Source organism: Mesorhizobium sp. YIM 152430, from assembly GCF_029210365.1.
In the GTDB taxonomy this organism is placed as follows: domain Bacteria; phylum Pseudomonadota; class Alphaproteobacteria; order Rhizobiales; family Rhizobiaceae; genus Aliihoeflea.
Genome location: NZ_JARGES010000025.1, coordinates 57,201 through 83,095, shown reverse-complemented (window position 1 = coordinate 83,095; position 25,895 = coordinate 57,201). Strand labels below are relative to the sequence as shown.

26 protein-coding genes and 1 riboswitch are annotated in these 25,895 nt (G+C 65.0%); of the genes, 22 read left to right on the top strand and 4 right to left on the bottom strand.

Features of this window, described 5'->3' with window-relative positions:
* Positions 1-42: 42 nt before the first annotated feature.
* Entirely contained in the window at positions 43-591 is a 549-nt protein-coding gene (locus tag PZ895_RS07480; RefSeq protein ID WP_275838395.1) for a cupin domain-containing protein, read from the bottom strand.
* A gap of 121 nt (positions 592-712) precedes the next feature.
* On the opposite strand from PZ895_RS07480, the gene hisD reads away from it, so the two are divergent.
* From hisD to PZ895_RS07445, 7 genes are all read left to right on the top strand, one after another.
* A complete protein-coding gene (gene hisD, locus PZ895_RS07475) occupies positions 713-1,990 on the top strand; it encodes a histidinol dehydrogenase (protein ID WP_275838394.1) in 1,278 nt (425 codons plus the stop codon).
* Positions 1,991-2,057: 67 nt separating this feature from the next.
* Positions 2,058-2,171, top strand: a riboswitch (TPP riboswitch).
* Positions 2,162-2,773, top strand: a complete 612-nt coding sequence (locus PZ895_RS07470) for a YkoF family thiamine/hydroxymethylpyrimidine-binding protein (RefSeq protein WP_275838393.1) — start codon at positions 2,162-2,164, stop codon at positions 2,771-2,773. It overlaps the preceding riboswitch by 10 nt.
* A gap of 58 nt (positions 2,774-2,831) precedes the next feature.
* Positions 2,832-3,416 (top strand): ECF transporter S component, encoded by a 585-nt coding sequence (locus PZ895_RS07465; RefSeq protein WP_275838392.1) that lies wholly within the window; start codon positions 2,832-2,834, stop codon positions 3,414-3,416.
* Positions 3,391-5,040: an ATP-binding cassette domain-containing protein gene (locus tag PZ895_RS07460; protein ID WP_275838391.1), complete on the top strand. Its 1,650-nt coding sequence runs from the start codon at positions 3,391-3,393 to the stop codon at positions 5,038-5,040. The genes PZ895_RS07465 and PZ895_RS07460 overlap by 26 nt, the downstream gene beginning before the upstream one ends.
* A complete protein-coding gene (locus PZ895_RS07455) occupies positions 5,034-5,783 on the top strand; it encodes an energy-coupling factor transporter transmembrane component T (protein ID WP_275838390.1) in 750 nt (249 codons plus the stop codon). Before PZ895_RS07460 ends, PZ895_RS07455 begins: the two co-directional genes overlap by 7 nt.
* A 93-nt stretch (positions 5,784-5,876) precedes the next feature.
* Complete coding sequence (locus tag PZ895_RS07450; RefSeq protein ID WP_275838389.1) at positions 5,877-7,247, top strand: Ppx/GppA phosphatase family protein; 1,371 nt, start codon at positions 5,877-5,879, stop codon at positions 7,245-7,247.
* Positions 7,244-7,984, top strand: a complete 741-nt coding sequence (locus tag PZ895_RS07445) for an RlmE family RNA methyltransferase (protein ID WP_275838388.1) — start codon at positions 7,244-7,246, stop codon at positions 7,982-7,984. Before PZ895_RS07450 ends, PZ895_RS07445 begins: the two co-directional genes overlap by 4 nt.
* Here PZ895_RS07445 and PZ895_RS07440 read toward each other — a convergent pair.
* Positions 7,960-9,375 (bottom strand): MFS transporter, encoded by a 1,416-nt coding sequence (locus PZ895_RS07440; protein ID WP_275838387.1) that lies wholly within the window; start codon positions 9,373-9,375, stop codon positions 7,960-7,962. The genes PZ895_RS07445 and PZ895_RS07440 overlap by 25 nt on opposite strands.
* 175 nt (positions 9,376-9,550) lie before the next feature.
* On the opposite strand from PZ895_RS07440, the gene PZ895_RS07435 reads away from it, so the two are divergent.
* The 4 genes from PZ895_RS07435 (at position 9,551) to PZ895_RS07420 (ending at position 13,181) form a co-directional block, all read left to right on the top strand.
* Complete coding sequence (locus PZ895_RS07435) at positions 9,551-10,534, top strand: MBL fold metallo-hydrolase (RefSeq protein WP_275838386.1); 984 nt, start codon at positions 9,551-9,553, stop codon at positions 10,532-10,534.
* Between the two features lie 122 nt (positions 10,535-10,656).
* Positions 10,657-11,148 carry a CAP domain-containing protein gene (locus PZ895_RS07430; protein ID WP_275838385.1) on the top strand — a complete coding sequence of 164 codons (492 nt, stop codon included), beginning with the start codon at positions 10,657-10,659 and terminating at the stop codon, positions 11,146-11,148.
* A gap of 111 nt (positions 11,149-11,259) precedes the next feature.
* On the top strand, positions 11,260-12,762 hold the full coding sequence (gene guaB, locus PZ895_RS07425; RefSeq protein ID WP_275838384.1) for an IMP dehydrogenase: 1,503 nt from the start codon (positions 11,260-11,262) through the stop codon (positions 12,760-12,762).
* A gap of 8 nt (positions 12,763-12,770) precedes the next feature.
* Complete coding sequence (locus PZ895_RS07420; RefSeq protein WP_275838383.1) at positions 12,771-13,181, top strand: MAPEG family protein; 411 nt, start codon at positions 12,771-12,773, stop codon at positions 13,179-13,181.
* On the opposite strand, the gene PZ895_RS07415 is transcribed toward PZ895_RS07420, so the two are convergent.
* The gene (locus tag PZ895_RS07415; RefSeq protein ID WP_275838382.1) at positions 13,174-14,067 is read right to left on the bottom strand and encodes a hydrogen peroxide-inducible genes activator; all 894 of its coding nucleotides are present in this window, start codon (positions 14,065-14,067) and stop codon (positions 13,174-13,176) included. The genes PZ895_RS07420 and PZ895_RS07415 overlap by 8 nt on opposite strands.
* Before the next feature lie 130 nt (positions 14,068-14,197).
* Between PZ895_RS07415 and katG the strand changes: the two genes are divergently transcribed.
* The 4 genes from katG to PZ895_RS07395 all read left to right on the top strand — a co-directional run bounded on the left by katG (position 14,198) and on the right by PZ895_RS07395 (position 18,823).
* The gene (gene katG / locus PZ895_RS07410; protein ID WP_275838381.1) at positions 14,198-16,411 is read left to right on the top strand and encodes a catalase/peroxidase HPI; all 2,214 of its coding nucleotides are present in this window, start codon (positions 14,198-14,200) and stop codon (positions 16,409-16,411) included.
* A gap of 138 nt (positions 16,412-16,549) precedes the next feature.
* Positions 16,550-17,839, top strand: a complete 1,290-nt coding sequence (locus PZ895_RS07405; protein ID WP_275838380.1) for an RsmB/NOP family class I SAM-dependent RNA methyltransferase — start codon at positions 16,550-16,552, stop codon at positions 17,837-17,839.
* A 128-nt stretch (positions 17,840-17,967) separates the two neighbouring features.
* Positions 17,968-18,420 carry a TspO/MBR family protein gene (locus PZ895_RS07400; RefSeq protein ID WP_275838379.1) on the top strand — a complete coding sequence of 151 codons (453 nt, stop codon included), beginning with the start codon at positions 17,968-17,970 and terminating at the stop codon, positions 18,418-18,420.
* A gap of 52 nt (positions 18,421-18,472) precedes the next feature.
* Positions 18,473-18,823: a cupin domain-containing protein gene (locus PZ895_RS07395; protein ID WP_275838378.1), complete on the top strand. Its 351-nt coding sequence runs from the start codon at positions 18,473-18,475 to the stop codon at positions 18,821-18,823.
* Here the strand turns inward: PZ895_RS07395 and PZ895_RS07390 are convergent.
* On the bottom strand, positions 18,820-19,212 hold the full coding sequence (locus PZ895_RS07390) for a GFA family protein (RefSeq protein WP_275838377.1): 393 nt from the start codon (positions 19,210-19,212) through the stop codon (positions 18,820-18,822). The two genes, PZ895_RS07395 and PZ895_RS07390, sit on opposite strands and share 4 nt — an antisense overlap.
* Positions 19,213-19,331: 119 nt before the next feature.
* Here PZ895_RS07390 and PZ895_RS07385 point away from each other — a divergent pair, with 119 nt between their 5' ends.
* From PZ895_RS07385 to der, 7 genes are all read left to right on the top strand, one after another.
* Entirely contained in the window at positions 19,332-19,790 is a 459-nt protein-coding gene (locus PZ895_RS07385) for a PaaI family thioesterase (protein WP_275838376.1), read from the top strand.
* 52 nt (positions 19,791-19,842) lie between these two features.
* Positions 19,843-21,405: a glutamine-hydrolyzing GMP synthase gene (guaA, locus tag PZ895_RS07380; protein ID WP_275838375.1), complete on the top strand. Its 1,563-nt coding sequence runs from the start codon at positions 19,843-19,845 to the stop codon at positions 21,403-21,405.
* Positions 21,406-21,409: 4 nt separating this feature from the next.
* Positions 21,410-21,760 (top strand): arsenate reductase, encoded by a 351-nt coding sequence (locus tag PZ895_RS07375; protein WP_275838374.1) that lies wholly within the window; start codon positions 21,410-21,412, stop codon positions 21,758-21,760.
* Positions 21,761-21,900: 140 nt separating this feature from the next.
* The gene (locus PZ895_RS07370; RefSeq protein ID WP_275838373.1) at positions 21,901-23,010 is read left to right on the top strand and encodes a YbfB/YjiJ family MFS transporter; all 1,110 of its coding nucleotides are present in this window, start codon (positions 21,901-21,903) and stop codon (positions 23,008-23,010) included.
* Between the two features lie 51 nt (positions 23,011-23,061).
* Positions 23,062-23,631, top strand: coding sequence for an NnrU family protein (locus PZ895_RS07365; protein ID WP_275838372.1), 570 nt, complete (start codon positions 23,062-23,064; stop codon positions 23,629-23,631).
* Positions 23,632-23,750: 119 nt separating this feature from the next.
* On the top strand, positions 23,751-24,416 hold the full coding sequence (locus tag PZ895_RS07360) for a tetratricopeptide repeat protein (RefSeq protein ID WP_275838371.1): 666 nt from the start codon (positions 23,751-23,753) through the stop codon (positions 24,414-24,416).
* Positions 24,413-25,846 carry a ribosome biogenesis GTPase Der gene (der, locus tag PZ895_RS07355; protein ID WP_275838370.1) on the top strand — a complete coding sequence of 478 codons (1,434 nt, stop codon included), beginning with the start codon at positions 24,413-24,415 and terminating at the stop codon, positions 25,844-25,846. Before PZ895_RS07360 ends, der begins: the two co-directional genes overlap by 4 nt.
* Positions 25,847-25,895 lie beyond the last annotated feature (49 nt).

Sequence of the window (25,895 nt, the reverse complement as noted above, 5' to 3'; positions counted from 1 at the left end):
AACCGCCAAACCTTTGCTGGACAGAATTATCACCAATTCGAGCTAATAGGTTGGCGGTGTGATGGCGGAAAGGATCGTGCTTTCGCCGTCCGAGACGTTGCGGAAACGGTGGGGCAGGCGGCTGTCGAAATAATAGCCTTCGCCGGGCGCGAGAACACGCCGTTCCTCTCCCACCGTGATCTCGATCGCGCCTGTCAGCACCATGCCTGCCTCCTGCGCCGAGTGCGAGAAAGCCTCGCCCGTATCGCCGCCCGGCGCGTAGGATTCATGCAGCATCAGGAGTTGCCTGTTGGGATGGTTGGCGCCGATCATGCGGTAGGAAATCGTATCCGCACGACCGATTTCGACCAGATCGGCCGTGCCGTAGAAAGGCGAAGCCGGCAGGTTGGACTGGAGGTCGAGAAAGAATCCGGTAAGCGTCGTGCCGAGCGCATCGAGGATGGCCGTCAGCGTATCGACCGACGGGCTCATCCGGTCACGCTCGATCAGCGAAATCGCCGAATGTGACACCCCTGACCGCTTCGCCACCTCGCGCACGCTGAGCGATCGCCGGCGGCGCAGTTCGTGCAGCTTGGTTCCAATTCGCGGCATCGTTATCTCCTTCCGGTGCAGCCTATGCGTGGTGAGTTTAATCGACAAGGCTCTGCCGTTCGCTTGTGGCAAGCGCGACCTTGCGCACAATGCTTTCGATCCTCTCAGGCGAAAGTTCTCGATGCGCAAGCTTCCCGATGCCCTCAGGGCCAAGATCGACCATGTGAAAGCGCCGACGCGCGACGCCGTCACTGACACGGGCGATGTCGAAACCACCGTCCGCGAAGTCCTCGCCGCCGTTCGCGACAAGGGTGATGACGCCGTCCGCGACTATGCGCGCCGTTTCGACAAGCTCGACGTCGAAACGCTCGAAGTCTCGGCCGCCGAACGCAAGGCGGCGGTCGCCGGCCTCGACCGGCAGACACGCGCCGATACCGAATTCGCCATCGAGCGCGTCCGCGAATTCGCCGTCGCGCAGATGCGGACGATCAAGCCGCTCGACTACGAGGCACTGCCTGGTCTGCATCTGGGCCACCGCGTCATCCCGATCGAGAAGGTCGGCGCCTATGTGCCCGGCGGGCGCTACCCGATCCTGTCTGCCCCGGTGATGACGCTGGTGCCCGCCAAGGTCGCGGGCTGCTCGGAAGTCGTTGCCTGCCTGCCGCCCGGCGCCCATCCGGCGATGATCGCCGGCTGTCATCTCTCCGGCGCCGACCGCATCTTCCGCATCGGCGGCGCGCAAGCCATTGCGGCGATGGCGTACGGCACCGAAAGCGTGCCGGGCGTCGACAAGATCGTGGGACCGGGCAACGCCTACGTGAATGAGGCGAAGCGTCAGGTGTTCGGCGCGGTCGGCATCGACCAGTTGGCCGGCCCGAGCGAAATCTACGTTGTCGCCGACGCCTCCGGCGATCCGGCCATGATCGCGACCGACATGCTGGCGCAGGCCGAGCACGATGTCCGCACCCGCGTCGGTTTGATCACGACCGACCGCAAACTGGCCGACGCGACCCTTGCCGAGGTCGACCGGCAGTTGAAGGACCTGCCGACCGCCGATGTCGCCGGCCCCGCCTTCCGCGACTATGGCGAGATCGTCGTCTGCGCCGACGAGGCCGCGATGCTGGCCTATTCGGACTTCATCGCCGCCGAGCACCTGCAAGTCCACACGATCGATCCGCAGGCCACCGCAAGCAAGCTGCGCAATTACGGCTCGCTCTTCATCGGGCGCGAGGCGAGCGTGGTCTATTCCGACAAGTGCTGCGGCACCAACCACACGCTGCCCACCATGGCGGCGGCGCGCTACACGGGCGGGCTTTGGGTCGGGTCCTACGTCAAGATCTGCACCCATCAACGGCTCGACGCGCGGGGCGTCGCGGCCGTGGCCCCGCCCGCCATCCGCCAGAGCGCGACCGAAGGCATGGAAGGCCATCGCCGCGCCGCTGCCTTGCGTCTGGCTTAAAGTTCAGCGATTGCCGGCTTGGCAGATACCCCCTTGCCAAGCCGGCAAATGCGATGTTACCCCTGCCGCCATTCCACAGGGGTGCTCCGTAATGCCGGGGCTGAGACGCGAAGCGACATGCTTGCGGACCCTCAAGCTGATCTGGGTAATACCAGCGGAGCGAGGCGGTTCATGTTTTCAGGTGCCCAACTTTCCCTTTATCCGATGTGCGACGATTTCGTCGCGGTCATCCTCGAGGCCGTCGACGCGCTTGAGCCATACCGGCCACGCTTCCGCATCGAGACCGACGACGTCTCGACGCTGATCGTCGGTCCGCCGGAGGAAATCTTCCCGGCCATGCGCGACCTCTTCGTGTCGGCCTCCGGAGCGGGGGTCCATTGCGTCCTTTCCGCCGCCGTCTCGCGTGGCTGTCCGGGCGAACCGGACGACGACATCTGTACGCCCTCGGCCCATTTCGGCACGGCCGCTCCGCTTGACGAACGAATCGCCGCCGCGCGTGATGCGGTCGCGAAGGCAGGCTTGACAGAAATCGAGGTCGCGGCCCAGTTCTCGCTCTATCCGCTTGGCGGCAGCCACCACATGGAAGAGATCTATGGCTGCATCGACTTCCTGAAGTCGTCCGGCGTGTTCGAGAAGTCGAAGAACTTCTGCACCAAGCTGCGCGGCGACGCCGGCCCGGTCTTCGCCACTTTGAGCGAAGCATTCCTGCGCTTCGGCGCCCCCAACGGCCATGTCGCGCTCGACCTGACCGTCTCCGCGAACAGTCCGACCAGGATCGGCTGATTTTCGTCCCTCCGGCACGCCGGAAGGCGCGCCGCTCTCGTTCCAAGGAAACATCGTCATGCTGACCACTCGCGGCTGGACCCTGCGCGAAATCCTCATCGTCGCCGTTCTCGGTGCCGTCTTCGGCGTTCTCTATCTGGCCTGGGTGCAGGTCTGGCTGATCGCGCAGGCGATCTTCGGCGCCGTCACCATGGATGTGGTGATGGGCTTCTGGTTCATCGTCTCGATCATCGCCGCCGCCATCATCCGCAAGCCGGGCGCAGCGCTCCTGTCGGAAGTGCTGGCCGCGCTCGTGCAGGTGCTTCTCGGCAGCCCGGCCGGACTTTTGCTGCTCGTCACCGGTCTCGTGCAGGGCGCGGGCGCCGAAGCCGTATTTGCCGCCACGCGCTGGAAGAACTACCGCCTGCCGGTGCTGATGCTGGCCGGCGTCGGCGCCGCGGTCGCCTCCTTCGCCTATACCTGGGTCCGCTTCGACTACGGCGCGCTGGCCCCCGGCCTGCTCGTCACCATGTTCGCGCTGCGTTGCCTGAGCGGTGCGATCCTCGGCGGGCTCGCCGGCCATCTCGTCGTCGAGGCGCTTTACAAGACCGGCGTGCTCTCCGGCCTGAAGATCGACCATGAACGTCGCCTTCAGCGCGCCTGACGCGGCGCCGGCCGTCGCATGGCGAGAGGTCGCCGTCCGTTATCCCTACGCCGACAACCTCGCCGTCGGCCCGGTGTCGCTCGAATTCAGGAAGGGCGAGCGGCTCCTGATCCTCGGTCCGTCGGGTTGCGGCAAGTCCACGCTGCTGGGCACGGTGACGGGACTGGTTCCGGCCACGATCCCGGCCGAGGTGGGCGGCGAGGTGGCAACGCTCGGCGAACCGGCCGCAAGCCGATCGCCGGCGCAATGGTCGTCGTCCGTCGCCCAACTCTTCCAGGACGCCGACCAGACCCTTTGCGGAATGACGGTCGGCGACGAAGTGGCGTTCGCGCTCGAAAACCGGGCGCTCGCGGCTGGCGAAATCGCCGTCCGCGTCGAACGCGCGCTTGAAAGGGTCGGCATACCGGCAAACTGGCGCATACGCCGCACCACGTCGCTCTCCGGCGGCGAAAAGCAGGTCGTCGCGCTCGCCGCCGCGCTGGCCCAGGAGGCCGAACTCTTCATCGCCGACGAACCCACTGCGCATTTGTCGCCTCAGGCCGCCGCGCGGCTTCACGCCGTCATCGGCGAAGAGAGCCGCACATCGCTTGTGATCGACCACCGCCTCGACGGACTGATCGACATGATCGACCGTGTTGCGATCATCGGCCGCGACGGCCTGTTGATTGCCGAAGGCCCGCCGCGCGACATCTTCCGCATACATGGCGAACGCCTTGCGCTGGAAGGCATCTGGCGCCCGCTGGCATCCGACCTCGACCGGCTGTTGCACGGGATCGGGATTGTCCTCGAGCCACCGCCTTTGACACTTGCTGAGATCATCGCCGCCCTGGACCGGCTGTCGCCGGGCGATCGATCCGCCGCCGGCACGGTGATCCGCCATTTCCTCTCGGACCGCATCGCCGAGCCGGTGCCGCCAATCGGCGAAGCGCTGGTGACACTCGACCGCGCCGCCTGCGCGCCGCTTTTCGCCAAGCCCGTCCTGCACGACGTCACGCTTCAGATCCGCCCCGGCGAGACCATCGCGCTTCTCGGCCACAACGGTGCGGGCAAGTCAACGCTCGGCGCGACGCTCGCCGGTCTCTTGCGCCTCAGGGGCGGAACCCGAACCGGTCCCGCCGGCGGCTTCGCGTTCCAGCGACCCGAAACGCAATTCACCGAAGCCAGCGTCCGCGCGGAACTCCAATCGATCCTCGGCAGGAGCTCGATACATGTCGACTCGCTCCTCTCTGCCTGGCGTCTCGAAAAAGTCGCCACGCAGCACCCCTTCGAACTGTCGCAAGGCCAGAAGCGCCGCCTCGCGCTCGCCGCTCTGACGGCGGATAAGCGCTGGCCGTTCCTCGTCCTCGACGAGCCAACCGCCGGCCTCGACGCCGCCGCCAGCGACGAGATCGCATCGCGCATCGCGAAGATTGCGTCGGCGGGCAGGGCGGTCATCGTCATAACCCACGACATGGACTTCGCGCTGAAGACCTGTTCGCGCGGCATCGTTCTGCATGACGGATCGCTTGCTGCCGACGCGCCGCTCCGCGACATCCTCCGAGACCACCAACTTCTCGGCAAGGCGGGCCTGTACGCGCCTGAACTCCTCCGGCTGGCCGACTGGATGGAGACCGCACCATGCTGAGCGCGCTTCATCCCCTGCCCAAGCTCATAGTCTGTCTCGTCTGGCTCGCCGCTTCCATCGCCGTCTTCGATCCGCGCTTTCAGGCTGGCATCATCGCTCTCGCGGCTCTCACGCTGATCTTCATCGAACGCCGCTCGCCGCTGCTCGTTCTCGCGCTGATGGTTCCTTTCGCGCTGTTCGGTTTCGGGTTCCTGACGACCGCGACGCTCTTTCGCGAGGAAAGCGATTTCGCCACGCGCATGGCCGCCGAGACGCCGTTCGGTTCGCCCGCCTTTTCGGCCGGCATCGTCCTCTTCCTGCGCGCCATCGCCTGCGGCATGGTCTCGGCCGTTTTCGTGCTGACGACCGAGCCCGGCCGCTTCATCAAGGCGCTGATGGCGAACTGGCGGCTCTCACCGCGCATCGGATACGCGCTCTTTTCCGCGCTGCATCTCGTGCCGGACCTCGCATCCGAAGCGCAGCAGATTCGTCTTGCCCGCGCGATGAAGAAAGGCCGCGCCCCGCGCCGCATTCCCGGTCCCTTGGAGACGGCGTCGCTCGTCGTCCCGCTTCTCGCCTTCGCCATCCGTAGAGCCAACCGCGCCGCGATCGCCATGGAAGCGCGGGGCCTGGGCGCAGGTCCCGCGCGCACCATCGTCGGCGCTCCGCGATCCGGGCGGGCAGAAGCGTTCTTCGTCGTCGCGGCCTTCGCAATCCTGGCGATGCTTTTCATTGCGACATCCGGCGTGCGGCGGGCTTGGTGAACGCAGCAAGGGCTGTTACACTTTAGCCAACGTGAAAGTCAGGAGCGCCTGCAAGCCGGCTTTGTGTGCTGGCGCGGCGCCGAAGGGAATCGAGTGACAGACCCCGAATACGGCAATGACGTGCCGTCGGACGGGGCGCGCCAGCCGCGTGGCGACGCCGGCAAAAGGTATTCGCGGCCGCCGCATGGTGGGCGCGGTGCGGATGCGCAGCCTCATGCCAATGGCAGATCCGACGACAAGATGGGCGAGAAGCCCGTCAAGGCGCGTAAAAGGCGCAAGCGCAAGCGGGGCCGCAAGGTGTTCGCGCGCGACGATGCCTCCCGGAACGGGATGCATCCAGTCGAGGCAAAGCAACAGCCGCCGCAGCCGCAACCGCAGCCCAAACAGGCCGCAGCCGCACCATCTCCCCCGCCGATGGCCGGTCGTTTCAACGGCCGCGATGCCAATGGCGGCGAGGCGCATGTCTATGCCGCGCTCGATCTCGGCACCAACAATTGCCGCCTGCTGGTCGCCATCCCCGGCAAGGGCGGCCAGTTCCGCGTCATCGACGCATTCTCGCGCATCGTGCGGCTGGGCGAGGGATTGACGGCGTCCGGCCGCCTGTCCGACGCCGCCATGGACCGCGCCGTCGAGGCGCTCAAGGTCTGTGCCGACAAACTGCGCAACCGGCGCCTGAAGCGCGTCCGCCTGATCGCGACCGAAGCCTGTCGCTCGGCTGCGAACGGCGCGGAGTTCATTGCCCGCGTCAGGCGCGAGACTGGCCTGTCGCTGGAGATCATAGACCGCAAGACCGAGGCGCGGCTCGCCGTCTCCGGCTGCGGCTCGCTGGTCGAGCGCGGCACCAAGGGCGTCGTCCTGTTCGACATCGGCGGCGGCTCTTCGGAGATCGCGCTGGTCGACGTCTCGCGCCACCGCACGCCGCGCCTTGCCAACCACATCGTCTCCTGGACGTCGCTGCCCGTCGGCGTCGTCTCGCTCGCCGAGCGGTTCGGCGGCCGGCATGTGACGCGCGAGGTTTTCGATTCCATGGTGGACGACGTCGCCGACATGCTGGACCGGTTCGAAGGCCGCGACCGGCTTTCGCATGTCCTTGCCGATGACGGCTTTCATCTTCTGGGCACGTCGGGCACGGTGACGACGCTCGCCGGCATCCATCTTGGGCTGGAGCGCTATGACCGCCGCCGCGTCGACGGCCTGTGGCTTCAGAATGCCGAGGTCGATGCGATGATCGCGACCCTGCTCGACTGGGAATTCGAAAAGCGCGTCGCCAATCCCTGTATCGGCGCCGACCGCGCCGATCTTGTCCTCGGCGGCTGCGCGATCCTCGAAGCCATCCGCCGCGTCTGGCCGTCGAAGCGCCTGCGCGTTGCCGACAGGGGCCTTCGTGAAGGCATGTTGTCCGAACTCATGGCCGACGATGGAGTCTGGCGCCGGGCCCGAAAAAAGAGACCGTTGAACGCATGACGAAACCCGTCAAACCCGGCTCCGGCCCGACAGGCGCCCGCGCGCTCAAGACCCGCGTGAAAAAGAAGCGCGGCCTCAAGAACTCGTCGCGCCGCTGGCTCGAACGCCATCTCAACGATCCTTACGTCCACCGGTCCAAGGCAGACGGATACCGCTCGCGCGCGGCCTATAAGCTGATCGAGATCGACGACAAGTACAACCTCCTGAAGCCCGGCCAGAAAATCCTCGATCTGGGGGCGGCCCCGGGCGGCTGGTGCCAGGTTGCGGCCGCTCGCGTGCAGTCGCCCCTCGACGCGCCCACGGTCGTCGGCATCGACTATCTGCATGTCGATCCGGTGCCGGGCGCTGCGCTTCTGGAGATGGATTTCCTCGACGATGACGCGCCGAAGCGTCTCATGGAGACGCTCGGCGGCGCTCCCGATCTCGTCATCTCCGACATGGCGGCCCCGACCACCGGCCATCGCCGGACGGACCACATCCGCACCATGCACCTGTGCGAGGTCGCCGCCGATTTTGCCATTTCGGTTTTGAAGCCCGGCGGGCATTTCCTGTCCAAGACATTCCAGGGCGGAACGGAGAATGCGCTGCTCGATCTTCTTAAGCGCCACTTCCGAACCGTTCACCACGTCAAGCCGCCGGCCTCGCGCGACGCCTCGGTCGAACTCTTCATCCTGGCCAAGGATTTCAAGGGCCGGCCGGAGCCGGATGGGGATCACGCGCCCGGTAGCGAGGCCTGATCGTCCTTGTGCCTCGTGAGGCCGTGACCGGACACTGTTCGGCCGGCCGTGTGAGACAGGCCGAGGATCGGCAGGATCGCGAGTGCTGCCAGCCCGCCGACCGCAAAGAAGGCGAAGGAGAAGGCGTCGAGCCCGATCGGTTCGCCGGTCCAAAGATGATGCGCTTCGAGCAACATGCCGGCGACCGCCACGCCGAGCGCGATCGAAATCTGCTGCGAGACGGCGGCGATGGCCGTCGCCTGGCTGGCCTGGCTGTCGTCGATCTCCGCGAAGACGAGCGCATTGTTCGATGTGAAGAACAGCGAGCGCAGGAAGCCCGCGACGATCAGCGTTCCGATGATGACGGCATAGGGCGTGGCGGGCGTAAAGAACCCGTTGACCGCGATCAGGCTCGCCCCGCCGATGACGGCGATGAGCAAAACCGTGCGGAAGCCGAATGCGCGCAGCGCTCTGGTCGCGAAGAACTTCAGAGAGATCGCACCGATCGCGCTTGCAAACGTCAATAGCCCCGACTGGAACGCGTCGAGCCCGAAGGCAAGCTGGAACATCAGCGGGAGCAGGAACGGCGTCGCGCCGACGCCGATCCGGAAGATCGAGCCCGACAGGATCGCGATCCGCGGCACCGGATTGTCGAACAGCCTCAGATCAAGGATCGGTGACAACGTCGCGCGCGAATGCCGCACATAGAGCACGGATGCGACAGTGCCGATGACGAGCGTCGCGACGCCGACGACAGGCGGCAGCGCCGGCAGCGACACGACGGACAGACCGAACACGATTCCCGCCGCCGCGAGTGCTGCCAGCGTAAAGCCGCGCCAGTCGATCGGTGCAGCGATTCCGCCCGGCATTTCCGGCAGCACGCGACCGGCGACGATGATGCCGAGGACGCCGATCGGCACGTTGATCAGGAAGATCCAGTGCCAGGTGAAATAGGTGGTGATGAAACCTCCGACGGGCGGGCCGATCAAGGGTCCGATCAGCGCCGGTACGGTCAGCCAGGCCATCGCCGAGACGAGCTGGTCGCGCCGCGTCGCCCGCACGAGAACCAGACGTCCCACCGGCGTCATCATCGCGCCGCCCATGCCTTGCAGGAAGCGCGAGCCGACGAAGGCTTCGAGCGAATTGGCAAAGGCGCAGAAGATCGAGCCGACGACGAAGACGCCGATGGCGATGCGAAAGACGCGCTTGGCGCCGAACCGATCGGCCATCCAGCCCGAGATCGGAATGAAGATCGCTAGCGCCACGAAATAGGAGGTGAGCGCAAGCTTGAGCGTGATCGGGCTCGTCCCGATATCGGCTGCGATCGCGGGCAGCGACGTCGCGATGACGGTCGAATCCATCTGCTCCATGAACAGCGCGACCGCGAGGATGAGCGGAATGGTGCGGTTCAAGAAGAGCGTCCGGTGGAAAGGCGCGCGAGCGGGAGCATGGGCGCGCACCTAACACGCAGCGCGCTGTCTGCACAATTGCACATGTGAACGGTTCACTTCTGTGTGAGAGCGTTTGCCGCTGTCGAGGTCTGGTCCATTTGATGCGGCATCGCTAAACAATGCAGGGAGAAAGTCGATGACAGGCACGACCGATCGTCGAACGATGTTCAAGCTGGCAGGAGGAGCCGCGATGGCCTTGACCGCTCCGCAGATCATGGTCCGCGCCGCAAGCGCGCAGATCGCGACCGCATCGGAACTCGCCAATCCGGGCTTCCACAATTTCAAGCTCGGCGATTTTCGCGTCACCACGATCCTCGATGGCGGACGTCCCTCGGAAGGCCCGCATCCGATCTTTGGCGAGGATCAGGAGGCGACGGCCGTCGCGGAACTGATGGAGGCAAATTTTCTTCCCCCCGACCAGTTCGTCAACGGCTTCGCGCCGGTCGTCATCGATACCGGGGCGGAAAAGGTCCTGTTCGACACCGGTTTGGGCGAGGGCGCACGCGCCAACGGGCTTGGCCAGTTGCGCGAGCGGATGCAGGCTGCCGGCCATCAGCCCGACGAGATCGATATCGTCGTCCTCACTCACTTTCACGGCGACCATATTGGCGGATTGATGGAAGGCGGCGAGCCGGCCTTCGCCAATGCCCGCTACGTCGCCGGGCAGGCCGAATACGACTTCTGGACGGCGCCTGAGCGTGCCGAAGGCCAGACCGCCAATGCCGCGCAGGCGGTCGAAGCGAATGTCGTGCCGCTGGCCGAGAACATGACCTTTATCGGGGATGGCGACGAGGTGGTGCCGGGCATTTCGGCGGTTGCCGCCTTCGGACATACGCCCGGCCATCTGGCATTTTCGGTCGAAAGCGGCGGGCGCCGCCTGATGCTGGTTGCCGACGCGGCCAATCACTATGTCGCCTCGCTGATGCGGCCCGACTGGCATGTTCGCTTCGATATGGACAAGGACATGGCGGTCGAGACGCGCAAGCGCCTGTTCGACATGATCGCCACCGATCGCATTCCCTTCATCGGCTATCACATGCCGTTTCCGGCTGTGGGCTATGTCGAGAAGGTCGATCCGGGGTACCGCTACGTTCCGGCGACCTATCAGTTCGATCTGTAATCTTGCCGCAATCCCGCAAATCCCGGCCGCTTGCTTGCGGCCGGGATTTGCGTAACGCCCAAGCTTCGCCGCAATCGCCCGGAAAAGGACGACGCGACGAAAGACATCTTCGACGGATATTCATGACGGAAACGACGATCGATCGCCGCCGGCTTCTCGTTCTGGGTAGCGCGGCAATCGTGCTTGCGCCGCTGGCGGGATGCCTGTCCCGAGGACCGTCCGGCGAGAGCGTGCGGATGAGCCGCGAAGGGACGCCGCTCTTCGCCGGCATCCGCGAAGCCAATTCGCTGGGCGCGGTCCGCGCCGACCGCGAGCTTGAGACGGCGGCGATCGTCCAGGCCGGCTACATGGCGCAATCGGGCCGGATGGCGCACGACACCGGCATCGGCCGTTCGTTTCAGACGCGCATGGGCAAGGTGAACACCAATGGCGCCGCGGCGGAAAATCTCGCCCGCGGCCGAATGGACCTCGTTCGCGTCATGGACATCTGGATGAATTCGCCCGGTCACCGCCGCAACATGCTCGATGCGAAATTTTCACGTTTCGGCCTTGGCTATGTCACCGATCCGCGCGATCCCGCCCAGCGCTATTGGGCGATGGTGCTCGCGGCCTGACCTGGTCGGAGCGACGAAAATGAGCAGTCATGCTGCACCGCAGCGCTTCCCATATGGCAGGGGACGTGTTACGAGCCGCCGCCAATCCAAGTTTCCCGGCGAGGAATGGCAATGGCGAAAATCATCGAATCCGCAACCGGCGCAATCGCGCTCACCTTCGACGACGTGCTGTTGCAGCCCGGCCATTCGAATGTGATGCCGGGACAGACGGATGTCTCCACCCGCATCGCCCGCGACATCGAACTGAACATCCCGATCCTGTCGGCCGCCATGGACACGGTTACGGATTCGCGGCTCGCCATCGCCATGGCGCAGGCCGGCGGCATCGGCGTCGTTCACCGCAATTTCTCTCCCGCCGAACAGGCCGAACAGGTCCGCCAGGTCAAGAAGTTCGAAAGCGGCATGGTCGTCAATCCGGTCACGATCGGCCCCGACGCCACGCTCGGCGATGCGCAGGCACTGATGCGCGCGCACGGGATTTCGGGCATCCCGGTCGTCGAGAATGGCGGCACCGGCGGTCACCGCACCGGCCGCCTCGTCGGCATCCTGACCAATCGCGATGTCCGCTTCGCCTCCGACCCGGCGCAGACGGTCCGCGAACTGATGACGCATCGCGATCTGATCACGGTCAAGGAAACGGTCAGTCAGGACGAGGCCAAGCGCCTTCTCCACCAGCACCGCATCGAAAAGCTGCTGGTCGTCGACGGCGACGGACGCTGCGTCGGCCTCATCACCGTCAAGGACATCGAGAAGTCGCAGCTCAACCCCAACGCCTCCAAGGATGCGCAGGGTCGCCTGCGCGTCGCTGCCGCCACCAGCGTCGGCGATGACGGCTTCGAGCGCGCGGAACGCCTGATCGACGCCGGCGTCGACCTGATCGTCATCGACACCGCCCACGGTCACTCGCAACGCGTCCTCGACGCAGTGCTGCGCGCCAAGAAGATGTCGAACTCGGTGCGCATCATCGCCGGCAACGTCGCGACGGCCGAGGCGACCAAAGCACTGATCGATTCGGGGGCTGATGCGGTCAAGATCGGCATCGGACCGGGCTCCATCTGCACCACCCGCATCGTCGCCGGCGTCGGCGTGCCGCAGCTTTCCGCCATAATGGGCGCGGCCGAGGAAGCCGACAAGTCCGGCGTCGGCGTCATCGCCGATGGCGGCATCAAGTTCTCGGGCGACCTCGCCAAGGCGCTCGCGGCCGGCGCGTCGGCGGCAATGGTCGGTTCGCTTCTGGCCGGCACCGACGAAAGCCCCGGCGAGGTCTATCTGCATCAGGGCCGCTCCTACAAATCCTATCGCGGCATGGGCTCGGTCGGCGCGATGGCGCGCGGCTCGGCCGATCGTTACTTCCAGGCCGAGGTCCGCGATACGCTCAAGCTGGTGCCGGAGGGCATCGAGGGCCAGGTGCCCTATAAGGGCCCGGTCGCCGGCGTCCTCCACCAACTCGTCGGCGGCCTCAAGGCGGCGATGGGCTATGTCGGCGCGCCGAACCTTGCCGAACTGCGCAACCGCGCCACCTTCGTGCGCATCTCCAACGCCGGCTGGCGCGAGAGCCACACGCATGACGTGACGATTACCCGCGAAAGTCCGAACTATCCCGGTATGAGTTGAGAGGGGCTATGAACCAGACCGCAATCTTCTGGCCGATGCTGGCGCATGTCGCGCTGGTCTACGCCATATATGTCCTGATGTTCCTGCGCCGCAAGGCTGCCGTTCAGGCCGGTTCGACCAAGATTTCGCAGTTCCGCGAGAATACGAACGAGCCGCCCGAAAGTCTCTTCGTGCGCAACAATCTGACGAACCAGTTCGAACTGCCGATCCTATTTCACGCCTGCTGTCTGGCGCTCTACGCCGTCGGTGCGGCCGGTCTCTTCGCCGTCCTCCTTGCCTGGATCTTCGTTCTCTCGCGTTACGTCCACGCCTATATCCACGTGACGTCGAACCGCATCCGCTATCGCCAGCCGGCCTTCTCGCTGGGCTTCCTCGTTCTGGCGATCATGTGGATCTGGCTGGCGATCGCCATTATCTAGCCAGCGCGCCGATCGTCTCGGCGAGGGCGCGGAAATCTGCCTCGCGCGCGGCCCGCTTTCGCCAAGCCATGCCGATCGTCCGCGAGGGAATCGGTGCGGAGAACGGGACGAACTTGACGCCCGGCAGTGCCCGCGAGGCCGCCAGAGCCATCTCCGGCACCAGCGTCAGTCCCTGGCCATGCGCCACCATCTGCAAAAGTGTCGTCAGGCTCGTCGCGCCGAAATTCGACATGGCGAGCGGCTTGACCGATCCGCAGATCGCGAGCGCCTGATCGCGCAGGCAATGTCCTTCTTCGAGAAGGATCAACCGTTCGAGCTGCGGGCTCTCGGGCGGGACGGGCGGCTCGATGAAATTCGGGTCGTTCTGGGGCACGGCGAGCAGGAAGCCGTCATCGAGCATCGGCGCAGAGGCAAGCCGCGCGTCGTCGAGGGGGAGGGCGGCGATGAACGCATCGAGCCGTCCGGCGAGAGTCTCTTCGACGAGCGTCGAGGTCACCGATTCCTTCAATTCAAGCGAAAGATCGGGAAAGCGCGCACCGATCGCCGGCAGGATGGCGGGCAGAAGGTAGGGCGCGACGGTGGGGATGACCCCGAGCCGCAACCGGCCCGACATCGCCCCGCGCTCGCGCCGCGCGAGCCCCTCGATCTCGTGCATTTCAGCCAGCACGCGCTCGATGCGCGGCAAAAGCGACTGCGCGTCCTCCGACAGCGTTACGCCTTGCCGCGTACGCTCGAACAGTCGCGTTCCCAGCTTGTCCTCCATCTCCGCGATCTGTGCGGAAAGCGCCGGTTGCGTGACGCCGGCAAGCTGCGCCGCGCGGCCGAAATGCTGCGTTTCGGCGAGCGCAACGAAATATTCCATCTGCCGGATGGTCACCTTGATCATAATGACAAATTATCGTCGATCCAAGAAATCGCAATTTGAAATTATCATTCCGGTCGAATATCTCCACTCTAAAGCAAGTTTGGAATTCCGATTTCGGGCCACCGAGCAATTTCGCCAGGGAGATATGATCATGGACGCCAAGGTTGACGACAAGGGCGCAGGAAAGTGCCCCATTCCGCATTCGAGAGGGAGGCAGAACCGCGACTGGTGGCCGAACCAGCTCAATGTCAGCGTGCTGCACCAGAACACGCCGGATGCCAATCCGATGGGCGAGGCGTTCGACTATGTGAAAGAGTTCGAGAGCCTCGACCTCGATGCAGTCATCGCGGATCTTCATGCGCTGATGACCGATTCGCAGGACTGGTGGCCGGCCGACTACGGCCATTACGGCCCGTTCTTCATCCGCATGGCCTGGCACAGCGCCGGCACCTACCGGATCGGTGACGGACGCGGCGGCGGCGGGCGCGGCCAGCAGCGCTTTGCGCCGCTCAATAGCTGGCCGGACAACGGCAATCTCGACAAGGCCCGCCGCCTGCTTTGGCCGATCAAGCAGAAATACGGCAGCAAGCTGTCCTGGGCCGACCTGATGATCCTGACGGGCAACGTCGCGCTCGAATCCATGGGCTTCAAGACCTATGGCTTCGGCGGCGGCCGCGCCGATACCTGGGAGCCGGAAAATCACGTGAACTGGGGCGCCGAGGACAAGTGGCTGGCCGACAGTTCGCACGCCAACAGCCGCTATTCGGGCGACCGTGAGCTTCACGGCGATCTCGGCGCCGTTCAGATGGGCCTGATCTACGTCAATCCGGAAGGCCCGGACGGCAATCCGGACCCGATGAAGTCGGCGCGCGATATCCGCGAAACCTTCGGCCGCATGGCGATGAACGACGAGGAGACCGTCGCGCTGGTCGCCGGCGGCCACACCTTCGGCAAGGCGCACGGCGCAGGTCCCGCAAACCATGTCGGCTCCGAGCCTGAAGGCGCGGAGATCGAGCATCAGGGTCTCGGCTGGGCTTCAACCTTCGAGAGCGGCATGGCCGGCCATACCATCACCAGCGGCATCGAAGGTGCATGGACGCCGACGCCGATCACCTGGGACATGACCTTCTTCGACACGCTTTACGGTCATGAATGGGAACTGACCCGGAGCCCGGCCGGCGCGCATCAGTGGAAGCCGGTCGGCACGACCGGCGACGGCAAGGTGCCGGACGCCCATGACGGCCAGAAGAAGCACGCCCCGATGATGACGACCGCCGACATGGCGCTGCGCACCGATCCCGAATATGACCGCATCTCACGCCGTTTCCATGCCAATCCGCAGGAGTTTGCGCTGGCCTTTGCCAAGGCATGGTTCAAGCTGACCCATCGCGACATGGGGCCGCTGAAGCTCTATCGCGGCAAGCTGGTGCCCAAGGAGCCGCTGATCTGGCAGGACCCGATTCCCGAAGTCGACCACCCGCTCGTCGATGCATCGGACATCGCGGCGCTGAAGCAGAAGATCGCCGCCAAAGGGCTCACGGTGTCGGAACTTGCCTCCGTCGCATGGGCGTCGGCATCGACCTTCCGCGAATCCGACAAGCGCGGCGGCGCCAATGGCGCGCGTATCCGCCTTGCCCCGCAGAAGGACTGGGACGTCAATCGCCCCGCCGAACTCGCCAAGGTGCTCGCCGCGCTGGAATTGATCCAGGGTGAATTCAATGCGGGGGGCAGGAAGGTGTCGCTGGCCGACCTGATCGTGCTTGCCGGCTCCGTCGCGGTGGAGAAGGCGGCGAAGGATGCGGGCCATAACGTGACGGTTCCGTTCACGCCGGGCCGCATGGACGCAACGCAGGAACAGACAGAGGTCGAATCCTTCGACTACATGGAGCCGAAGGCCGATGGATTCCGCAACTACGTGCGCAACCCGATCATGTCGGTCGAGGAACATCTGGTCGATCGTGCCCAGTTGCTCCAGCTTACCGCGCCGGAGATGACCGTGCTCGTCGGCGGTCTACGCGTCCTTGAGGTCGGCAGTCCCGAGCATGGCGTCCTGACCGAGCGGCCCGGCAAACTCACCAACGACTTCTTCGTTAACCTGCTCGACATGGGCACGAAGTGGAAGGGCATCGAAGGCTCGAACGGCGTGTTCGAGGGCAATGACCGCAAGACGGGCGAGAAGCGCTGGACCGCAACGCGGGCGGACCTGATCTTCGGCTCGCATTCGCAACTCCGCGCCTTTGCCGAAGTCTATGGCAGCGCCGACGCGAATGAAAAATTCGTCAAGGACTTCGTCGCCGCCTGGGTCAAGGTCATGGAACTCGACCGTTTCGACCTGAAGGAAGAAGCGCGCCGCAAGGCCGCCTGATCGTAGTTGCCAAATACAGATCGAAGGCCGGGCATTTGCCCGGCCTTCCTCTTTTTTTACCGCCGATTTTCCTGTTGCCGCGCGCGTCCGCTCCCGCTAGCAAGCGCCTATCCGGGCAACCGACTACAGGATGACGACATGCGTTTGGGCGGCAGGCTGGCAGCAGCCATAGAGGTTTTGACCGACATGGAGGCCCGCCACAGGCCGGCGGCCGAGGCTCTGAAGGATTGGGGACTGTCGCATCGCTTCGCCGGTGCGGGTGATCGCGCCGCCATCGGCAACATCGTTTATGACGCGCTACGCCGCAAACGGTCCGCCGGCTGGCTCGCCGGCTCCGACACCCCGCGCGGCATGGCGCTCGGAGCATTGGCCCTCGAAAACGGAATGTCCGCCGCAGACATCGCTGCCGCGGTCGAAGGCGACCGCTTCGCGCCCGAACCGCCCACCGCGGATGAAGCCGAGGCCCTGTCGCAGCATAGACTCGCTGACGCGCCCGCGCTCGTCCAGGCGGACTGTCCCGACTGGTGCGAGTCCCTTCTGCGCAAGACCTTTGGCGAGGATTGGATCGCCGAAACCGCTGCACTCGCTGCCCGTCCCCCGCTCGACATGCGCGTCAATACGCTCAAGTCCCCGATGGATCGTGTCGCCTCCGAATTGAAGCAGACCGGCGCACAGGAAACGACCATCGCGCCGCATGGCCTGCGCATTGCGCCCATTGAAGGCGCAGGGCGCCATCCGAACGTTCAGGTCGAGCCGGCCTTCCAGAAAGGGTGGTTCGAGGTTCAGGACGAGGGTTCGCAAATGGCAGCCGCACTCGCGGGCGCCGGGCCCGGAATGCAGGTGCTCGACTATTGCGCAGGCGCCGGCGGCAAGACGCTCGCGCTCGCCGCCGCGATGGCGAACAAGGGCCAGATTTTCGCCCACGACGCCGACAAGTCGCGGCTGGCGCCGATCTTCGACCGGCTGAAACGGGCGGGGGTCCGCAACGCGCAGGTCGTGGCAGGCGCCGCCGGCCTGTCGGGCCATGAAGGCCAGATGGACCTCGTTCTCATCGACGCGCCCTGCACCGGCTCCGGCACCTGGCGGCGACGTCCCGACGCCAAATGGCGTCTGACCGACCGACAGCTCGAAATCCGCACCGGCGAACAGGCCGAAATCCTCCAGAAGGCCGCACGCTTCGTGAAGCCGGGGGGCCGCCTCGTCTACGTCACCTGTTCGGTCTTCGACGCCGAAAACGGCGCCCAGATCGACCACTTCGTCGCCGCCGACCCGGATTTCACGCCCGTCGATCATGCGGCCCATTTCGACGCGGTCTTTCCCGGCCGGTCGGACAAGGCACGGATCGCTCCCGCGCGCGGCATCGTCCTCTCACCGCATCGCACCGGTACGGACGGCTTCTTCGTGGCAGTGCTGGAGCGCAGTTCGTAAAGGCAGACCTGAAACAAAGTTGCCATTCCGCGACCCGCCCCCTTCTCAACCGCTTACAGCGGCTCCCGCATCGATTGACCTTTCCGTCGAAAGCGCCAGATGCTCGGCAATCACCGCCGGAGCGCCCCATGACCCGTTTCCTTACTCTTGCCCTCTTCGTCATCCTCGTCGTCGGCGGCGGCTCGCTGATCGGCATCAACAATGTTCCCGGCGAATGGTATCAGGCGCTCGCCAAGCCTCCCTTCAACCCGCCGAATTGGATCTTCGGGCCGGTCTGGACGATCCTCTACGTCCTGATCGCCGTCGCCGGCTGGCGGGTCTGGAACGCGGAGCGCACCGGCGGCGCGATGTCCGTCTGGTGGCTGCAACTCGGCCTCAACTTCCTCTGGTCGCCGGTCTTCTTCACCCTCAACCAGATTGGCCTTGCGTTCCTCATCATCGTCGTGCTGCTGGCCTCGATCCTCGCCTTCGTCCGCATCAACTGGCATCGCGACCGGACGTCCGCCGTCCTCTTCCTGCCCTATGCCGCATGGGTCGCCTTCGCGACTCTCCTCAACGGCTCGATCTGGCTGCTGAATTGACGTTTGCGTGCCCGCGCGCCATTCCTTGGCGCCATCACGCAAGAGGTCTGCGATGCCCATGATCCTGAGCCGTTCCGACCAGAAACCGTCACCCGGGGGTACAGTCCTCTTCGAAGGCGGCGAGCACGGCGCGCCGGTCTCGCTCTTCCTCATCGACACCGCGAAAGGAGAGGGGCCTGGGCTTCACCGCCACCCCTATCCGGAGATGTGGGTCATCCATGAAGGGGCAGCGCGTTTCGTGGTCGGTGACGACGAACACATCGCAGGACCCGGCGACCTTGTGCTGGTCGAAGCGTGTATCTGGCATGGCTTCAAGAGCATCGGCGATGTCCGCCTGAAGGCCACCTGCATCCATTCCAACGGCTGTGTCATACAGGAATTCAAGGCAAATTTGCAGGACTAGTCCTCCGCTCGGCCTTCGCCTTTCCGATCGTGCTGGTAGCGATGCTTGAGGGGAAAGGGCGGCAACCACGATTCCCGACGCACGGTCCACAACTCATAAGTCGGCATGAACCGGTCGGGCGCATCCAGCGCCCCAAGGTTCACTTCGGTCTCGTCGCCGCTGCGACCGAAGACGGGCGAACCGCAATCGGCACAGAAGAACCGGCCATTGTAGCCGCGCGCCTCGCCCTCGACCGTTACGGCATCGGCTGGAAAGATCGCCGATGCATGGAACAATGCCCCGTGATGCTTGCGGCATGTCAGGCAGTGGCAAAGACCGACCCGGTATGGCCGCGCCGTTGCAACGATCCTCAGCTTGCCGCACACGCAGCCTCCGGTAACCCCGTCCATGGCTCAGCCCTCCCGTCATTCGAACGGCTGGCATGATACAGGCGTAGAAGCCTTGCGGAAGCCCGATTGCCACCGTCATGCTGCTCTGCAATAAGCGCATCACAGCATGAAGGTGACCCATGACCGATCTCTTGAAGCCGGATGGCGATTTCGAGGAACGCGTACGCGAGAGCTTCGCGCGCCAGGAGGTGATGCGCACGATCGGCGCTTCCCTGACCAGCGTAACGCCAGGTATCGTCGAGATCGAAATGGGTTATCAGACATCGTTGACCCAGCAGCACGGCTATCTCCATGCCGGCATGATTTCCACCGCGCTCGATTCTGCCTGCGGCTACGCGGCCTATTCGCTGATGCCGGCCGACGCCGCCGTGCTGACGATCGAGTTCAAGGTCAATCTCCTTTCGCCTGGCAAGGGTGACCGCTTCCTTTTCCGCGGCTCCGTCACCAAGCCGGGCCGCACCATCATCGTCGCCGACGGTCAGGCCTATGCGATCGATGGCGACCGCAATCCCAAGCTCGTCGCAACCATGACGGCGACGATCATGGTCGTCTCCGGCCGCGCCGGCATTCGCGGGTGATCGGGCGGCCGCGCCCATTGCGCTCGCAGTCGCTTTTCTCTAAAGGCCCGTCATGACGAACGAAGCCCATCCAGACACCGTCCTCATCATCGATTTCGGCTCCCAGGTCACGCAGCTCATCGCGCGCCGCGTGCGCGAAGCGGGCGTCTATTCCGAGATCGTTCCCTTCCAGCTCGCCGAAGAAGCCTTCCGCCGTATCGGCCCCAAGACCGTCATCCTGTCGGGCGGCCCCGCCTCGACGACGGAAATGGGCAGCCCACGCGCGCCACAAATCGTGTTCGAGGCAGGCATCCCGGTCCTCGGGATCTGCTATGGCGAGCAGACCATGTGCGCACAGCTCGGCGGCAGGGTCGAGGGCGGGCATCACCGCGAATTCGGCCGCGCCTTCCTCGACATCGAGGACGAATGCGCGCTCTTCACCGGCGTCTGGGCCAAGGGAACTCGCCATCAGGTCTGGATGAGCCATGGCGACCGCGTCACCGCCATTCCCGAAGGCTTTCGCGTCGTCGGCACCTCGACCGGCGCCCCCTTCGCGGCAATCGCCGACGAGAAGCGCAAATTCTATGCCGTCCAGTTCCACCCAGAAGTCGTCCACACACCGGACGGTGCGAAGCTCCTGTCGAATTTCGTCCACAAGATCGCGGGTCTTGCCGGCGACTGGACGATGGCCGCCTACCGCGAGCAGGCCGTGCAGGCGATCCGCGATCAGGTCGGCGACGGAAAGGTCATCTGCGCACTCTCTGGCGGCGTCGATTCCTCCGTCGCCGCGCTGCTGATCCACGAGGCGGTCGGTGACCAGTTGACCTGCATCCTCGTCGACCACGGCCTGATGCGAAAGAACGAGGCGGCCGACGTCGTCGCCATGTTCCGCGAGCACTACAATCTGCCGCTGATACTCGTGAATGCGCAGGACCGCTTCATCGGTGCGCTCGAAGGCGAAAGCGATCCGGAGAAGAAGCGCAAGACCATCGGCCGTCTCTTCATCGAGGTCTTCGAGGAAGAGGCGAAGAAGTTGGGCGGCGCGGACTTTCTGGCGCAGGGCACGCTCTATCCCGACGTCATCGAAAGCGTTTCCTTCACCGGCGGCCCGTCGGTCACGATCAAGTCGCACCACAATGTAGGCGGCCTGCCCGAGCGCATGAACATGAAGCTCGTCGAGCCGCTGCGCGAGCTCTTCAAGGACGAAGTGCGCGTCCTCGGCAAGGAACTCGGCCTGCCAGAGCACTTCATCGGCCGCCATCCGTTCCCCGGGCCTGGCCTTGCGATCCGCTGCCCCGGCGGCATCACCCGCGAGAAGCTCGAAATCCTGCGCGAGGCCGACGCAATCTATCTCGACGAGATTCGCAAGGCCGGCCTCTACGACGCCATCTGGCAGGCCTTCGCCGTGCTGCTTCCCGTCCAGACGGTCGGCGTGATGGGTGACGGGCGCACCTATGAATTCGTCTGCGCCCTGCGAGCCGTCACCTCGGTCGACGGTATGACGGCCGACTTCTACCATTACGACATGGAATTCCTCGGCCGCGCCGCCACCCGCATCATCAACGAGGTCAAGGGCGTCAACCGCGTCGTCTACGACGTCACCTCCAAGCCCCCCGGCACGATCGAGTGGGAATGAGTCGTTGACCGTCGCGATCTACGGCATCCGCAATTGCGACACGATGAAGAAGGCGTTCGCCTGGCTCGACGCCAATGGCGTCGCCTATGCCTTTCATGACTACCGCGTCGGCGGCATCGGTAAGGACGACATTTCCCGCTGGTGCGAAGCCGCCGGCTGGGAGAAGGTCTTGAACAAGGCGAGTCGCACCTTTCGGGCGCTGCCAGCCGAAACGCGCGACGATCTCGACGAAGACAAGGCGATTGCCCTGATGGCCGGCGAACCGACCATGATCAAGCGTCCGGTGCTCGATACCGGCGAGACGATCGAGATCGGCTTCAAGCCCAATCTTTACGCCCAGCTTTTCGGGCGCTGAACGAACTGCGCGCGCCAAAGCCGGCTTGCGCGAAGTTTTTGCATTGCACCGCGATCGCCTCTCGTTAATCTCGTCGCAGAATGCACGCACCCGCCCTCTCCGTTTCTCCGTTCAGATTGGCTGTTGCCGGTATGCTCTCCATGGCCGTTGCCATGGGCGTCGGCCGCTTCGTCTATACGCCGATCCTGCCGGGTATGATGGCCGCCCTCGGCCAGACCACGTCCGAAGCGGGCTTCATTGCCGCGTCCAACTACACCGGCTATCTCGTCGGCGCGCTGATCGCCGGCGGCGGCTGGGCGCATGGCTGGGAGCGGGCGCTGTCGCTGGCAAGCCTCGCGCTCAGCACCGCGCTTTGTCTCGCCATGGCGCTGACCGACGATCTGGCCGCGTTCCTCGCGATCCGCTTTGCAGCCGGCGTTGCCAGCGCCTTCGTCATGGTCTTCCTGTCGAGCATCGTCTTTGCCGGGCTTGGCAGGCTCGATCGTGGCGATCTGCACTGGATGCATTTCGGTGGCGTCGGCGTCGGCATCGCCCTGTCGTCGTCGATGGTCGCGCTGCTCGCCTTCGGTCAATTCGGCTGGCGGGCGAACTGGGTCGGCGCGGCCGCCCTGTCGCTGGCGGCCTTGGTCGTGATCTGGCTGCTCCTGCCGCGCGCAGGCGGGCAGGGCGGTTCGGACGTCAAGGAGCCGGCGCTCGTCTTCTCGCCCGCGCTGAAACGGATCGTCTGGGCCTATGGCATTTTCGGCTTCGGCTATGTCGTGACGGCCACCTTTCTCATCGCCATCGTCCGTGGCAACGAAAGCGGCGCGGTGCTCGAAGCCTTGGTTTGGCTCGTCACCGGCCTTGCCGTCATCCCGTCGGTATACCTGTGGGCGCTGGCCGCGCGGCGGTGGGGTTTGCGGCCGGTCTTCGCGGTCGGATGCGGCGTCGAGGCTGCCGGCGTCATGGCGAGCGTCGCGCTTGGCGGCATGACCGGCCCGCTCCTCGGCGGTATCCTGCTCGGCAACACTTTCGTCGCCATTACGGCGCTCGGCATCCAGATCGGCCGAAACCTTGCCGGCCCGTCGCCGCGCAAGGTGCTTTCGGTCATGACCGCCGCCTTCGGTCTCGGCCAGATCGTCGGCCCGGTCGTGGCCGGCATCGTCGCGGATTGGACCGGCGGCTTTTTCTGGCCGTCCGTCCTTGCCGCGCTGGCTTTGGCCATCTCCGCCTGGCTGGCCCTGTCATCGAAGACGGCGACGCGTTCCTGACCTGTCGCTGGCGCAGTCGACATATTAGAATGGTCAGCAAAGGGGCGTGCAATGCTGATTCTCATTTTCGGACTCATCCTCTTTCTCGGTATTCACTCGGTAAGGATCATCGCGCCGGAGCTGCGCGATGCGCAGATCGCCGCGCGTGGCCGGGGAGCATGGAGGGGGCTCTATTCGATTGTCGCCCTTGCCGGCCTCGTGCTGATCGTCTGGGGCTATGGTCTCGCGCGGCAGACGGCGCCAATCCTCTACGAACCGTCGGTCTGGACGCGCCATCTCAATCTTCTCCTGATGGTCTTCGCATTCATCGCGCTGGCGGCGTCCCAATTGCCAGCAGGCCGGATCAAGGCGGCATTGAAGCATCCGATGCTGGTTGCCGTGAAAGTCTGGGCGCTCGGCCATCTTCTCGCCAATGGCGATCTGGCGGCGTTGCTGCTGTTTGGCACTTTCCTCGCATGGGCGGTGCTCGACCGCATTTCGGTCAACCGACGGGGTGATGACGGGCCGACGCCGGGGCCGGTCAAATGGGATGTGGCAGCGATCGTCGTCGGCCTTGTCGCCTATGTGCTCTTCGCCTTCGTTCTCCACGAATGGCTGATCGGCGTGCCTGTCATCGCGTGATTTTGCCGCCCCGCCGCGCCGCGCGGGGATTTACCCTTCCATGACGGCGAATTTCGGCTAAAACGCTCGCCAATGCGGGCGCCTGGCGCGCCCTGATCCCCGAACGATGGTTGTGCCTGATGTCCGACGACAGTTTCATCCGCGAGGTCAATGAGGAGCTTCGACAGGATCGCGCGCGTCAGATCTGGGATCGCTACGGTCTCGCAGCGCTCGGTGTCGCCGCGGTCGTCGTGGCCGCCACGATGCTCTATGTCGCGTGGGACTGGTGGACGACACGCCAGGCCAATGCCTCCGGTGACCGCTTCTCGCAGGCGTTGACGCTGGCCAATGAGGGGCAGAGCGAACAGGCTCTCGCCGAACTTTCCGCGCTTCAGGAAGACGGCTTCGGCGCCTATCCGGTGCTGGCCCGCTTCCGCACCGCCACCGTCCAGGCCGACGCCGGCGATCATGCAGCCGCCATCGCGTCTTTCGATGCCGTCGCCAGCGACAACGCCATTCCGCAGGCGATCCGCGACACGGCGCGGTTGCGCGCCGGATATCTTCTGGTCGATCATGGTTCCTATGACGACGTCGCCGCCCGCCTCGAGGCGATGACGTCGGACGACAATGCGATGCGTCACTCCGCCCGCGAGGCGCTTGCGCTCGCCGCCTGGAAGGACGGTCAGTCGGACGAGGCTTTGCGACTCTTCGATCTGATCGTCGGCGACGAGCGCGTTTCCGCCAATATGCGCCAGCGCGCGCAGATGATGGTCGAACTCATCCGCGGCACACAGGAACCTTCGTGAGCTTCAAACTCGCCATCATCGGCCGCCCGAATGTCGGCAAGTCGACGCTGTTCAACCGGCTGGCCGGCCGCAAGCTCGCGCTCGTCGACGATACGCCCGGCGTGACGCGCGACCGCCGTGCCCATACGGCCAGGCTCTACGATCTCGAATTCGAGGTGATCGACACGGCGGGCCTCGAGACCGCAGAGGCGGCAAGCCTTGCCGGACGTATGCGCCAGCAGACGGAGATTGCCATCGACGAGGCGGATGTCGTCTGCTTCGTCGTCGACGCCAAGACCGGCCTGATGCCGGACGATCGCGCCTTCGCCGACATCGTCCGCCGCTTCGGCAAGCCGGTCGTCCTCGCCGCCAACAAGGCGGAAGCGCGCGGCGCCCAGGGCGGATTCCTCGAGGCCTGGGAACTCGGCCTCGGCGAACCGGTCGGCATTTCGGCCGAACACGGCGAGGGCATGGTCGACCTGCGCGACGCCATCGTCGCCGCGATTGGCGAGGAAAGGGCCTTCGGGGGCGAGGAAGACGAGGACGACAGAGTCGCCGATCAGCCCTTGATCGGCGAAGACGTCTCCGACGAGGACGAGGAGGCGATTCCCGCCTATGACGCGACGAAGCCGCTGCGTATCGCCGTCGTCGGGCGTCCGAATGCCGGCAAGTCGACCCTGATCAATGCACTCGTCGGCGAGGAGCGTCTCCTGACCGGCCCGGAGGCGGGCATCACGCGCGATTCGATCTCGGTCGATTGGGACTGGAACGGCCGCAAGATCAAATTGTTCGACACCGCGGGAATGCGCCGCAAGTCGCGTGTGCAGGAAAAGCTGGAGAAACTGTCGGTCGCCGATGGTCTGCGCGCCATCCGCTTCGCCGAGGTCGTCGTCATCGTCTTCGATGCGACGATCCCGTTCGAAAAGCAGGATCTGACCATAGCGGACCTGATCATTCGCGAGGGCAGGGCGCCGGTGCTGGCCTTCAACAAATGGGATCTCATCGAAAATCGTCAGGAACTTCTGGCGGAATTGCGTGAGAAGACGACGCGGCTCCTGCCGCAGGTGCGCGGGCTTCAGGCCGTCACCATCTCGGCCGAAACCGAGCGCGGTCTCGACAAGCTGATGCAGGCGATCGAAACGACGCATCGTGTCTGGAACACGCGCATTTCGACCGGTCGTCTCAATCGATGGCTGGAAGGCGTCACGGCGCATCATCCGCCGCCGGCCGTCGCCGGTCGGCGGTTGAAGATCAAGTACATCACCCAGATCAAGACTCGCCCGCCCGGATTCGTGCTCTCCTGCACGCGCCCTGAGGCCGTGCCGCAAAGCTATATCCGTTATCTGACGAACGAGCTTCGCAAGGACTTCGAGATGCCGGGCGTGCCGATCCGCATGATGCTGCGCGCGTCGGAAAATCCGTTCGCCGGTCGGGCCAGAAAGAGAACATGACGGATATGTCGGCCATTCGGCCGTTCAATTGCCGCTAAGTCACATTCAC